Annotated in this window: 11 protein-coding genes; 6 read left to right on the top strand and 5 right to left on the bottom strand. The window is 38.9% G+C overall.

The window, feature by feature from the left end; genetic code table 11:
- Nucleotides 1–28: 28 nt before the first annotated feature.
- Entirely contained in the window at nt 29–1,507 is a 1,479-nt protein-coding gene (locus AC3EA5_RS11655; RefSeq protein ID WP_488608499.1) for an aldehyde dehydrogenase family protein, read from the bottom strand.
- A 177-nt stretch (nt 1,508–1,684) separates the two neighbouring features.
- Here AC3EA5_RS11655 and AC3EA5_RS11650 point away from each other — a divergent pair, with 177 nt between their 5' ends.
- Nucleotides 1,685–2,485, top strand: coding sequence for a TIGR00266 family protein (locus tag AC3EA5_RS11650; RefSeq protein ID WP_394189689.1), 801 nt, complete (start codon nt 1,685–1,687; stop codon nt 2,483–2,485).
- A 196-nt stretch (nt 2,486–2,681) separates the two neighbouring features.
- Here AC3EA5_RS11650 and AC3EA5_RS11645 read toward each other — a convergent pair whose 3' ends face one another.
- Nucleotides 2,682–3,878, bottom strand: coding sequence for an MFS transporter (locus AC3EA5_RS11645; protein ID WP_488608498.1), 1,197 nt, complete (start codon nt 3,876–3,878; stop codon nt 2,682–2,684).
- Between the two features lie 268 nt (nt 3,879–4,146).
- On the opposite strand from AC3EA5_RS11645, the gene AC3EA5_RS11640 reads away from it, so the two are divergent.
- From AC3EA5_RS11640 to AC3EA5_RS11620, 5 genes are all read left to right on the top strand, one after another.
- Nucleotides 4,147–5,757 carry an ATP-binding protein gene (locus tag AC3EA5_RS11640; protein ID WP_488608497.1) on the top strand — a complete coding sequence of 537 codons (1,611 nt, stop codon included), beginning with the start codon at nt 4,147–4,149 and terminating at the stop codon, nt 5,755–5,757.
- Nucleotides 5,741–6,433 carry a response regulator gene (locus AC3EA5_RS11635; protein ID WP_488608496.1) on the top strand — a complete coding sequence of 231 codons (693 nt, stop codon included), beginning with the start codon at nt 5,741–5,743 and terminating at the stop codon, nt 6,431–6,433. The genes AC3EA5_RS11640 and AC3EA5_RS11635 overlap by 17 nt, the downstream gene beginning before the upstream one ends.
- 139 nt (nt 6,434–6,572) lie before the next feature.
- The gene (locus AC3EA5_RS11630; RefSeq protein WP_488608495.1) at nt 6,573–7,580 is read left to right on the top strand and encodes a Bug family tripartite tricarboxylate transporter substrate binding protein; all 1,008 of its coding nucleotides are present in this window, start codon (nt 6,573–6,575) and stop codon (nt 7,578–7,580) included.
- A 159-nt stretch (nt 7,581–7,739) separates the two neighbouring features.
- Entirely contained in the window at nt 7,740–8,189 is a 450-nt protein-coding gene (locus AC3EA5_RS11625) for a tripartite tricarboxylate transporter TctB family protein (RefSeq protein ID WP_488608494.1), read from the top strand.
- A gap of 18 nt (nt 8,190–8,207) precedes the next feature.
- The gene (locus AC3EA5_RS11620; protein ID WP_488608493.1) at nt 8,208–9,734 is read left to right on the top strand and encodes a tripartite tricarboxylate transporter permease; all 1,527 of its coding nucleotides are present in this window, start codon (nt 8,208–8,210) and stop codon (nt 9,732–9,734) included.
- Nucleotides 9,735–9,916: 182 nt separating this feature from the next.
- On the opposite strand, the gene AC3EA5_RS11615 is transcribed toward AC3EA5_RS11620, so the two are convergent.
- From AC3EA5_RS11615 to AC3EA5_RS11605, 3 genes are all read right to left on the bottom strand, one after another.
- Complete coding sequence (locus AC3EA5_RS11615; protein WP_488608492.1) at nt 9,917–10,321, bottom strand: VOC family protein; 405 nt, start codon at nt 10,319–10,321, stop codon at nt 9,917–9,919.
- A gap of 98 nt (nt 10,322–10,419) precedes the next feature.
- A complete protein-coding gene (locus AC3EA5_RS11610; protein WP_488608491.1) occupies nt 10,420–11,460 on the bottom strand; it encodes a ribonucleotide-diphosphate reductase subunit beta in 1,041 nt (346 codons plus the stop codon).
- A gap of 14 nt (nt 11,461–11,474) precedes the next feature.
- Nucleotides 11,475–13,688 (bottom strand): ribonucleoside-diphosphate reductase subunit alpha, encoded by a 2,214-nt coding sequence (locus tag AC3EA5_RS11605; protein WP_488608612.1) that lies wholly within the window; start codon nt 13,686–13,688, stop codon nt 11,475–11,477.
- Nucleotides 13,689–13,764: the final 76 nt, after the last annotated feature.

Raw genomic sequence — 13,764 nt, 5'->3', positions numbered from 1 at the left:
AAATCTCTGATTAGATTCTCGTGTTGAATTAAGAATTATCGATTTGAGCTCTTTGCAACTTACCACTAAAATCTATATAAATACTCTTCCACTCTGTATATACATCGAGTGCCGCAACTCCAGAATCTCGATGTCCATTACCTGTACCTTTCGTCCCGCCGAATGGCAAGTGAATTTCTGCACCTGTTGTCCCTGCATTCACGTAGACAATCCCTGTATCTAAATCGCGTTGTGCTTTAAAGATTTTATTCACATCGCGAGAGAAAATAGAACTAGACAATCCAAATGTTACGCTGTTGTTTACTTCAATCGCTTCTTCTAAACTAGATACCTCAATTAGCGAAACAACCGGTCCGAAAATTTCTTCCTGAGCGATTCGACTGTCACGTTCCACATTTGTGAATAAAGTCGGCGCGTAGTAATTCCCTTTTGATAAATGATCTTTATCTAAAATTTCACCACCAACTAAAAGAGTGGCTCCTTCTTCTTTACCTATTTGAACATAGCTATGAATTTTGTCTAACGCTTTTTTATTTATTACTGGACCGATTTTAACGGATTCGTCCATTCCATCCCCAATTGAAAGAACCTTCATCGCTTCTAATAGGCGTGTTTCAAGTTCCTCTTTTACATCTTTATGAACGATTACTCGGCTACATGCTGTACAACGCTGACCGGCTGTGCCAAATGCACTCCAAAGAATACCTTCAACCGCTAAACCGAGATCGGCATCTTCCATGACGATCACCGCATTTTTCCCACCCATTTCAAGCGATACTTTCTTTAAGTGACGACCACCAAGTTCTGCAACAGACCGTCCTGTTTCCGTTGACCCAGTAAATGAAATTACTTTCACGTCTGGATGTTCTATCATCGCTGTACCTACTTCCGAACCGGATCCAAAGACAATATTTGCGACACCTGCAGGTAACCCAGCTTCTTCGAACACTTTAGCCATTTCATATGCCATCATGGGCGTTTCTGTTGCTGGTTTCCACAAGAAGGTGTTCCCCGCAACAATCGCCGGGAATGATTTCCACGTCGCGATCGCAACAGGGAAATTCCACGGTGTAATGAGACCAACTACGCCAATCGGTGCACGAACGCTCATCGCAAATTTATCCGCTAGTTCAGACGGAGTGGTTTCCCCAAACAAACGACGTCCTTCACCTGCCATATAAAAGGCCATGTCGATCCCTTCTTGTACTTCTCCTCGTCCCTCTTCGATCACTTTGCCCATCTCTTTTGTTAATACTTGAGCCAAATGCTCTTTCTTTTCTTTCATAATACGGCCAATTTCATATAAATAATCTGCACGCTTCGGTGCTGGAACGAGTGCCCATTTTTTCTGAGCTTCTTTTGCAGCTTCAACGGCTAGATCAACGTCATCTTTAGTAGATAATCTCACTTGCGCTAATTCTTCTCCTGTTGCTGGGTTGGTAACAGGAACATATTTCGCATCTCCTGCTTCCTGCCACTTTCCACCGATGTAATTTTTCAGTTTCATGTTATTTACCCCTTTCGAATTGAAAACGCTTTCACTTTACTTATTCGACAAAAGACACCCTATCCCTTTTCTATTTTTCTAAATAACGGAATATTCCTATAATAGGATGTTGGATGAAACTTTTTGGTTCACGAAGCGTATGAATGTATAGGTTTGAATTTTAAGGAGGCAATATGTATGAACAATCATGAAATTGATTACAAATTACACGGGGATGATATGCAATTTGTAGAAGTTGAATTAGATCCGAATGAAACCGTAGTTGCTGAAGCTGGCAGCTTAATGATGATGGAAGATGGAATCTCTATGGAAACGATTTTTGGTGACGGATCGTCAGGATCAGCTGGTAGCGGTATGCTTGGAAAACTTATGGGAGCTGGAAAACGTTTGATTACTGGTGAAAGTTTATTCATGACGACCTTCACGAATACGGGTTCTGGTAAGAAACACGTATACTTTGCCTCTCCTTATCCAGGCAAAATCATTCCGATGGATTTAAGTGAAATGGGCGGCAAAATTATTTGTCAAAAAGATGCCTTCTTGGCTGCAGCTAAAGGTGTTTCTGTAGGCGTTGAGTTCCAACGTAAATTAGGAGCTGGATTCTTTGGCGGCGAAGGCTTTATTATGCAGAAGCTTGAAGGGGATGGCCTGGCTTTTGTACATGCAGGTGGAACCATTTATAAAAAGAATTTACAACTGGGTGAAGTGCTACGCGTTGATACCGGTTGTTTAGTGGCCATGACGCATGACGTTGACTACAACATCGAAATGGTTAAAGGTGTAAAAACCGCTTTGTTCGGCGGAGAAGGTTTATTCTTCGCGACGTTGCGTGGACCTGGAACGGTTTGGGTTCAATCCCTACCATTTAGCCGTTTAGCAAGCCGCGTGTTTGCAGCAGCTCCTCAAACACCAGGTGGAGGCTCACCAGGTGAAGGCAGTATAACTGGCGGACTGTTTGACCTTTTAGGCGGGAAATAAAGAAAAGCTGTGCACAGGGTGATTTTTACCTGATGCACAGCTTTTTTTGAGTTATCTCGTCACTTGATTGGAATTACTCGTCAACTTTTGAGATTTACTCGTCAACTTTATAGTTTTACTCGTCAACTCTTTAGTTTTACTCGTCAACTTTACACATTTACTCGTCAAACCCATCTCATAGCCAAGTTATCACGACTTATGAGACCGTCATTCTGCCCTTCATTCGCCAAAGGAAAAAAATCACCGGGACAATGAGTAATGCTGAAGCAGTGATACCTCCAGAGAGAGATGTATACAATGCCAGCAAGCCGACAATGGGTCCGCCTGCAGTTTGCCCGAATGCATCTAATTGACCAAACATCGAAAGCGTCGTAGCTCTTCCCTTCGACTCTATTCGTTCATTCGTAATGATGCTCATCAGAGGATAATTCACATTGCGCAGTGCACTTGCGACCCAATACATCGCTACTGCCAACCAGAAATGACCCGTCCAAGCGAAAACAATCATCGTTCCAATTAACACCGTGTTTGCTAAAATTAATACTTCAGCATATCGACCGTTCACGTTTTTTTCAACCACACGAAGCACGACAATATTCAATAAAAATGCAACCGCGTAAAATGCTCCGAACCAATAGATCGATTCACTTTCTGATAATTGATAATCCGTTATGAAGTGCGCTCCGTATAGTCGATCAAAGCCTTCACTGGCTAATCCCCAGAATAGTGTCACCATCGCGATACTCACCAATACCGTATTTCCGCGTATTTGGGAAGCTCCCGATTGAATTGTCGTCATCATATGAGCCACACCTGAGACGCCTTTCTCTCGAGTGATTTTTACAAACTTCGTTTCAGGTAGCTTCACATATGCCCACACAGCTAAAACAATTAACAACGCTCCTGCAAATAAAATTGCCACTTGGACAGTCCATAACATGGCGATTCCAACGCTTGCTAGAATAGCTGAAAATCTCGCGAATGATGAAAATTGTGAACCTCTCAAGAAGGTCGTTTCTAAATTAGTTCCATCTAATTCATCCGCAATCCAAGCCTGTTCGGCTCCACTTATAAAAGTCCATCCGATTCCCCACATTGTTGAAGCAACTGCAATCGCCCAAAATTCAGGCATACTTCCTTCTAAGACATGTGCGAGTCCGATTATTAAAGTTCCTAGAGCTAACGATTTCTTCCTGCCAAAATGGTCCGCAAATAATCCAGTTGGCATTTCAAATAATAGAACAGAAACTTCCATGATGGTTCCAATTAATACAAGTTCAAGTGCATTTAAATCGGCTTGCATAACGTAATAGATTGCATTTAACGTAAAAACCATTTGAATAAAGAATGAACGTGTACTTGTCACGGTGTAATAAAAATTTTGTATACTCACTTTGAATTTCCTCCGATATGATCATTTTGCGTACAATCAAATCGGAGATCATATTTTATTTCAACATGCCCCCCGATTTGAATAATGAAGTCAATGTTGTTCTTTTCATATGAATCTCTCCTTTAACTTAAACTTTTTTCATTATAGTTTTTATTCAAATAATTGTCACTCTATTCATTTTTAAAACACGAATGTCTAATTTCATATCTTGCCAATCTTTGACGGACTCGTCATAATAGCACTAATTATATGAAACGAGAGTGAGCTTTTGCGAAATTTAACCCTACAATCTAAAATTTTTGTTTATGGTGCTCTTTTTGTTACAGCCATATCTTTATTAATTGGAACTTCGTTTTATTTCACCATGTCAGAAAGTATTGAACAGCAAATAGGAAATCGAGCGCTCAACATTGCTGTGACAACTGCCAGCCGACCTGATGTTGTTGGTGGTTTCGAATCGACTAATCCGTCAGATGTTTTACAACCTATTGCAGAAGAAGTTCGTAAACTTACAGGTGCAGAGTATGTAGTAATTGGGAATACTCAAGGCATTCGGTATGCCCATCCAGTACCAAAGCGAATTGGACAAAAAATGGTTGGAGACGATAATGAAAGAGCTTTAGTAAAAGGAGAAGCCTATATCTCTGAAGCAACTGGTACGCTTGGACCTGCTTTAAGAGGGAAAGCTCCAATAATGAACATGGAAGGCAAAATAATTGGGGTAATATCTGTTGGATTTTTAAAAGATGATATCTCTCATACTTTTTTTAGTTATGTAGATTCCATCATCACCATCGTTTTAATAGCTATTTTATTAGGAGTGATTGGTTCTTCTTTTTTGGCTAGAAGTATAAAAAAAGTACTTTTCAATTTAGAACCAACTGAGATAGCCCATCTTTTCACGGAACGTAATACGTTAATCGAATCCGTAAGAGAAGGAATTATTATGGTCGATAAAGACGCACGAATTTCTATGATTAATAAAGCAGCCTTTGACATGCTATCCATTCCTGAAAACACGTTTATACTTGGTCGTCGCGTTGAAGAAATATTGCCAAATACTCTTCTTCCTCAAGTTTTAAAGACTGGAGAAAAACAGTATGACAGAAGTATGCAAATTCGAGGAAAAGAAACAATTGTAAACCGTATACCCATATTAGTTGGGGATGAGATTGTTGGAGCTGTATCGAGCTTCCGTTTACAGGCAGATTTCAATCAACTGACAACAGAATTGTCACAAGTTAAGCAATATACGGAGGCATTACGTGCACAAACACATGAATATCAAAATTTCCTCTATACGATTAGTGGCCTCATTCAATTAAATTCGTTAGAAGAAGCACTCCACCTCATACATGATGAAACTGAAGAGCATCAGTCTCTGATTCATTTTGTAACCAAAAGGCTACAAGATCCTTACTTAGGAGGTCTTGTGATTGGATTATTTAATAGAGCTCGTGAATTAAAGGTTCGATTTATTTTAGATGAGGACAGCCAGCTGAATAGTTTGCCCAAACATTTGGAAAAAAGCTTATTTGTATCGATTATTGGCAACTTAGTAACAAACGCATTTGAGGCAGTAGAGCACTTGGATGAGTCTGAGCGAATCGTACGATTGCTGATCACTGATAATGGAAATGAAATCTTATTGGAGGTGGAAGATTCTGGTGAAGGTCTTAGCCCAGTCATACAGGAATTTATTTTCAAATCACGTGTTTCAACTAAAGAAGGCCAAGATCGCGGATATGGCTTAATGAAAGTTTCTAGCGATATTAATGATTTAAGTGGTGTATCATCGATTGAAAAAGGCGATTTAGGTGGTGCTTTGTTTATCATCTCGATCCCAAAAGGAGGTTTTTTGCATGGCGGAATTCATTGAAATTTTAATTGTTGAAGATGATCTTCGAATTGCTGATATTCACCGTCGCTTTATTGATAGAATTGAAGGTTTTGAGGTTGTTGGATCTGCTCACACAGGCGTCGAAGCGAAAGACTGGATTTCGGCATTGAAACCAGACCTGATCCTCCTTGATGTCTATTTACCTGACATGATGGGAACAGAACTTTTGTCATACATACAAAGAGAGAGTCCGGATTCAGATATTATTTTTATAACAGCAGCATCTGAAGTTCACGTTGTAAAACAAGCTTTTCGAGGTGGCGTTTTCGACTATATATTGAAACCTCTTACGTTCGATCGTTTTCGAGAAAGTTTGTTCTCCTATAAAGAAAAAAGAATCACTCTTTCAAGCTCTGGCCATTTAGAAGAAGAGTCGATACACCTGTTATGGAACCAACAAAAAACCGTTCTCCCTTCTGAAAATATATTTACACCAAAAGGAATCGACCCAAAAACAATGGAAAAGGTACTTTTCCACTTAAGTGAGCAAACGAGCGGCATAACTGCTGAAAAGTTTGGTGTGATAAGCGGACTGAGTAGAAGTTCTTCCAGACGATATTTGGAGTACTTAGTTTCAGAAAACCAAGCATCAGCGGAATTAATCTATGGCACAATTGGTCGACCCGAAAGACGATACTTCCCAAAAACCTCGTGAACAATATGAACAAAATGGATAGAATGCATTTTATTCCACTTATGACCCAAAACATTGAATTGCATAAAAGTTCTGATAAATTGATGACAGCGCTATGAAAGCGCTGTCTTTTCTATTTCATTCGAGGGGGAAATGATTTATGTGGAAAAAATTATCGACAGTGGCACTTGCCAGTTCTTTGGTATTGAGCTTAGCAGCATGTTCTTCAGAAGGAAATGAAAGCGCTTCATCGAACTATCCTGAAAAAAGCATTACGATTGTAGCACCTTCTGGAGCTGGTGGCGGATGGGATTTAACGGCTCGCTCTATTGCTAAAACAATGAGTGATACAAAATTAGTTGATGAATCTATCATGGTTGAAAATAAACCTGGTGGCGGCGGAGCTGTTTATATGGCAGAGTTTGCAACGAAGGAAGTCAAAAATGATTACGTACTAATGGTGAAATCACCGCCGATTTTAATAAATAACAATAAAGCTGAAGGCAACAGTCCTTACGGATACAAAGATACGAAACCTCTTGCTCAATTGACACGTGACTATGGAGCTATCGTTGTTCAAGCGGACTCAGAATTCAAAACATTAAAAGATGTTTTAGATGCAATTAAAGCGGATGCAACGAAGGTAACATTAGCTGGTGGATCAGCACCTGGATCAATGGATCATTTAGTTGGGATTTTGCCTGCCTATGAATATGGAATTGATCCAAAATCTGTTAAGTACGTTTCTTATGATGGTGGCGGTGAAGCAATTGCTGCTCTACTAGGAAACAACGCGGACGTTATTGCAACTGATGCTTCAACAATCGCTGAATATGTGAAGTCCGGAGATGTTCGTGTTTTAGCAGTTAGTTCAGCTGATCGTTTAGAAGGTGAATTAAGTGAAGTGCCAACATTCAAAGAAGAAGGTATCGATGCAGAATTCACAATTTGGCGCGGACTATTCGGTCCTAAAGACATGTCTGATAAAGCATTTGAATTTTGGACGAATAAGTTAGATGAATTAGTAGAGACAGATGAATGGAAAGCAGAACTTGAGAGAAATGGTTGGCAAAGTGAGTATCGTAACGCTGAAGACTTTACAACTTATTTAGAAGATCAAGACAAAGTTATCGTTGAATTATTAACAGCATTAGATATGCAAAAATAATTCAAAAAGCTTTAAGGGCAATTCTCACACACTACTGGCGGTTGAAGAAACGAATCGTCAAGTTGGATTTTCAAGTGAAAATGAGACTCGCGCTTGAAGCTAAACAATTCTATAACGGTGGCTCAAGTGGCCACCGTTTTCCTTAGGAGGTGAAGAATAATGAGTAAAACGTTCGATCGAATTGCGGGTATCGTCTTTTTACTGATTGGTCTTTTATTTGTGATTGAAAGTCGCTCAATCTCACAAAGTGCTTACGGTTCTTCAGTTGGACCTAATATTTTTCCAATGGCTCTTGGAATTATCCTACTTTTGTTAAGTATTAAGTTACTCTTTGAAACGATGAAATACGAACATGTGGAATCTTCTAAAGAACCTCTCCAATATATGAAATTCCTAATTATTTTTATTAGCGCAGTTGTATATGCAGCTGTTTTGGAACCACTTGGTTATGTTATATCTACATTCATTTTTTTATTGGTTTCATTCCAAACGATGGAACGTGGGAAATGGATTAGCACGATTCTCATCGCTAGTTTCTTTTCTATTGGTGTGTATTACTTTTTTGCAGAGTTTCTTGGTGGATCATTGCCTGGATTCCCAGAGTTTTAAAGTGAAAGGAGTTTTGGTATGACTACGTTAGATTTTCTATTTAATGGGTTTGCAGTCGCTTTTCAATGGCAGAATATACTATTTGCTTTTGTTGGGGTATTAATTGGAACAGCAGTCGGTGTCTTGCCAGGGATTGGTCCAATGAGTGGGGTAGCTCTCTTAATTCCTGTTACAGCAACACTCACTTCAGGTATGCCTACAGAAGCTGCTGCTGCAAGTTCAATTATTTTACTTGCAGGTGTTTATTATGGAGCAATGTATGGAGGTTCCACAACCTCAATACTATTAAATACTCCTGGTGAATCATCTTCTGTTGTTACTACGCTTGATGGTTATCAAATGGCTAGACAAGGCCGGGCAGGTGCGGCTCTGTCCATTGCTGCTATCGGTTCTTTTGTAGCAGGTATCATTTCATTAATAGGATTGGTGTTATTAGCAGAACCGTTGTCAAATGTGGCACTTAAATTTGGACCTGCTGAATATTTTTCATTGATGCTCCTAGGACTAGCAGCCGTTAGTGGGTTAGCTGGAAAATCAATAACCAAGGCGTTAATCATGACGGTTTTCGGTTTGTTACTTGCCACTATTGGAATTGATGCTGTTTCAGGAATTGCTCGTTTTACATATGATTTACCAATTCTGTATTCAGGACTTGAATTTTTAACAATCGCCGTTGGTTTATTTGCATTGGGTGAGGTTTTTAAAACAATCATTGAACGTGATAAAGAAGATGGTGCCATTGCTAAAATCGAACGTGTTCTACCTACTAAACAAGATTTAAAAGATAGTGCAAAACCAATTGTTCGTGGTTCATTACTCGGATTCTTCATAGGCGTTTTACCAGGAGCTGGTGCAACTTTAGCCTCCTTCTTCTCATATATTGCAGAGAAGAAGTTTAGTAAACATCCCGAAAAATTTGGTACAGGCGTAATCGAAGGTGTAGCTGGACCCGAATCAGCAAATAATGCCGCTTCAGGAGGAGCAATGATTCCATTGTTAACTTTAGGAATTCCCGGTTCAGGAACGACGGCTATTCTGATGGGTGCACTAATCATGTATAACATCCAGCCAGGACCATTGTTATTTGAAGATCATCCCGAAGTAGCTTGGGGTTTAATCGCCAGTATGTTTATTGGAAACTTAATGTTATTGGTCTTAAACATGCCACTTGTGAAAGTTTTTGCAAAAATAATACAGACACCTAAGAAATATCTATTACCTATAATTGTTGCGATTTCTTTCTTTGGCGTATATGCCGTTCAGTATACAACATTCGATTTGTACTTATTACTTGCTTGTGGTGTATTTGGTTATTTATTAGCTAAAAACGATTATCCCTTAGCCCCTCTTGTATTGGCTCTTGTTTTAGGGCCAATGATTGAAAACAATATGCGTCGAGCTTTAACCATTTCGAATGGAGACTTCTCTATTTTCGTTATGAAACCAATGTCACTTGTATTTATCCTAGCGGCGGTTGCTTGGTTAATTATCCCGCTTATTTTAAAACTTAAAGGTCGAAATGTTGTTATTAATGATGAAGAATAATCAAGAAAAGAGACTGTCCCAAAAGTGTTAAACACTCAAAGACAGTTTCTTTTTTTAATGAAGGAATCTGATCAATGTGATAAAATTCAAACAGAAAAACAGGTAGCGAAAAACGACTCGTTTTTCACAACCTGTTTTATTTAAAGACTTTTATGCACAACCACTTAAACATTATTTAGTTTTTAAGCTTTCTGGTAATTCAAATCCCACGTATACCCATACTTGTCCATTACTTTTGCGTATTTTGCTCCCCAAAATGTATCTTGAAGCTCCATCGTTGCACTTCCATCAGAGAGTAATTCGTCATACAACCGTTTTATTTCCTCTTCCGTTTCACACTCAATCATTAGAGCTACATTGGTAGACCCTGCGTCACCTGGAGTATGAGAATCAGCTAGCATTAGATTGAAGCTTCCGTTCGATAAATGACAATGCAATATTAAGTCATTTGCTTCAGGAGGCGTTGGAAAATCCCCATCACTATACTTCATCATGCCTTCATTTTTCAAATCAAAAATACGTTCATAGTAAGTCACGGCTTCCTTAGCATTTCCGTAAAACGTTAAATAAGGCGTAATTGGTTTCATTGAAGAACATCCCTTTCGTCAATTATTAAATCATACGTATATATGATTCGATAACTTGTTTTGAAAAGCCTTCTAATATTTGAAATTTTGATGCAATTTTATAAGTCGTCAAAGCCATTATCCTGCACATTTATTTTTACGTATTGCCTCGATTTCTGTTCGAAGAAATCTGTCTTTCCTAAATCAACTTCCTCGTATGCTTTAATCCATTTCAATGGATTTTTTCGATATGCAGGAAAAGGACGTTCACTCTCTAGTTGTGCACAACGTACATTTGCGTAAAAGTAAATATAGGATTCTACGTCCTCCACATCAAGTCCATCGATTTGATCCCCAATGACTTCTCGAGCCCATTCGATTTCAAGTTCAGCTGCTTCTTTAAATATTCTTTCTACATCTTTCTTTCTCTCCAAAGTATTCATTTCTGGATATTCCTCTAATAATTCCAAATAGATTTTCACAAATAAATCAACGTGAATTTGCTCATCACGATTAATGTAATTAATCATCGTACTTGTGCCCACCATCTTCTGGTGACGCGCCAAATGATAGAAGAAGGCAAACCCTGAGTAAAAGAACAGTCCTTCAAGAACAACGTCATAAACAATTGCTGTTAATAAAGAATCGACATCCGGTTGATTGGTGAATTCTTCATACCCCTTCATAACGAAATCATTCCGCTTCTGTAAAACTGGCTCCGTACGCCAAAAGTCGAATACACGATCTTGCTCAGCTTTCGCCACAAGACTAGACAATACATAGGAATATGAATGATTATGAATCACTTCTTGTTGAGCTAAAATAATCATCAACGCATTTAAGCTAGAATCCGTTAAATAATTCGCCACTTTACCTGCAAAATCTGTTTGTATGCTATCGAGTAGAGCGAGTAAGCCTATTATTTTCAAAAACGCTTCTCTTTCCTCAGTCTTTAGTAGTGAAAATTGTTTTACATCGTTTCCCATATTGATTTCAAAAGGGGTCCAGAAATTCCCCAACATGCGCTTGTACTTTGGGTATGCCCAATTGAAACGAACATCATCCCAGTTTAATACATTAGAGGAGGATCCATTCACGATACCTGTCGACCGATTGGGTGCTTCAATATCCATCAGCTTTCGCTTTATAATAGTTGTCATTACTTTTGCCCTCCTTAGCTTGAACAAGATTCACATTCGAGTAATTCAATTGACGTGGACCGAACATAGTATGTCGTTTTCAATCCACTTTTCCATGCGTCCATATGTAAATCGAGTAATTCTTTTGCTTTGATGGAATTTTGCACATAGAAATTTAAAGAAATTCCCTGGTCAAAATGTCTTTGTCTCGCCGCATTTTGTTTTAACGTCCAATGTTGATCTATAAAATAAGCTGATTTATAAAACCAAGTTGTTTCTTTATTCAAATCAGGAACTGTCACCGGAATTTTGTAATCCTTTTTTTCTTCCGAATAACTTTTTTGAAAGACAGGATCAATGCTAGCTGTGCTACCGGCTAGGATAGACGTCGTTGAGTTAGGTGCAACAGCCATTAAATAACCATTCCTCATACCGTTCATTGCTACTTCGAAGCGCAAATCTCGCCATTTACTCGTCGTGTACCCTCTATTTTCAAAATAGGCACCCGTATGAAAATCAGATCCTTCAAATAAGGGATAAGATCCTTTTTCTTGTGCCAATTTCATGGAAGCTTGAATGGTTAAATAAGCAATTTCTTCATAAAGGACATCTGCTAACTTAACTGCTTCTTCCGACTCCCAACGAATACTGTTAAGTGCTAGTAAATGATGCCAGCCGAATGTCCCTAACCCTATTCCACGATAACGGGCATTTGTTCGCTCTGCTTGAGGTACAGGTATCATGTTTAAATCAATGACATTATCGAGCATACGAACTTGGATTTCGATTAATCTTTCTAACACATTGTCTGGGACAGCCTTACCTAGATTAATAGATGACAAATTACACACCACAAAATCTCCAGGTTTTTTTCTCGTTACAATCACGTCATCTTCAATCGAAATGGATTCAAATACTGTGGCACTCATATTTTGCATAATTTCTGTACATAAGTTACTGCTGTAAATCATTCCTTGATGTTTGTTTGTATTACTTCGATTCACTTCATCTCTGTAAAACATAAACGGCACGCCTGTTTCAAGTTGGCTTTTCATTATTCGCTTCATCAAGTCGATTGCAGGAACGACTTCACGAGAAAGTCTTGTATCCCTTACACATTCTTCATATTTCTTTCTAAATGTTCCCGCCCCTTTTGTTTCATCAAAATAATCTTCAAGAGAATACCCTTTAAGCGTTCGAATTTCATGCGGGTCAAATAAAACCCAATCTTCTCGAGCTTCTACTTTTTCCATAAAAATATCCGGTAAACAAACGCCTGTGAAAATATCATGTGCTCGCATCCGCTCGTCCCCATTGTTCAATTTCAAATCCAGAAACGGCAGGATGTCTTTATGCCAAATATCTAAATATACAGCCATTGCTCCTTGGCGTTGACCTAGCTGATCGACACTTACCGCTGTATTATTAAGTTGCTTAATCCATGGTAATACACCACTTGATGCCCCGATAAATCCACGAATGGATGAGCCCCTGCTTCTTACCTTCCCCATATAAATCCCGATTCCCCCTCCAAATTTTGAAAGAGTCGCCACATCTGTATTGGAATCGTAAATTCCTTGAAGGCTATCATCCACTGTGTCAATAAAACAACTGGATAGTTGTCCATGTGGTTTTCCTGCATTTGAAAGTGTAGGTGTTGCAACAGTCATATATAAGTTACTCATTGCCCAGTAAGCTTCCTTTACCTTTCCAACCCGGTCCTTTTTCTCGGTACGCATTAAAGTCATTGCAATGATCATCCACCGTTCTTGAGGTAGTTCCGCAGGTGAATGATCAAAATTTCTTGCTACATATCGGTCCATTAACGTTTTCAAACCGATGTATGTAAAGAGCTTATCCCTTTCTGCATTAAGACAAATGCCCAGTTCAACAATCTCTTTATTCGAATATGCCTGTAATAATCTTTCATCATATAAACCCTTGTGTGTTAAAAGATTGACGTGCTCATAGAATTGGTTGTAGACGTTCTGCATATCTAAATTTCGCATTTTACCAATCACTTCATATGTGTGGTGCAAATATATTCGCGAAGCAACAAATGTCCAAAACGGCTCTACTTCATCCATTAAACTAAGGGCTTCGAGAACCATTGCCTTTGCCCACTCTCCATCTGTTCCCGTGGGGTTCTTTTTTTCCCATTTCGCATGTGCACGCTCAAGTGGAAGTAATTTTTCAAATCCATACTCCTCATGTAACTGTTCGAATACCTTTTCTTTTACCGAAAATATTTTTTGCAAAAGAACCAAACTCCTCTCACTAAACCCTTAAACACAATAGTAGTAAACGCAGCTTGATTCAAAATGG

It is taken from the genome of Paenisporosarcina sp. (assembly GCF_057785155.1).
The sequence above is the reverse complement of the archived record's forward strand: the minus strand, read 5'-3'. Positions and strand labels throughout refer to the sequence as shown.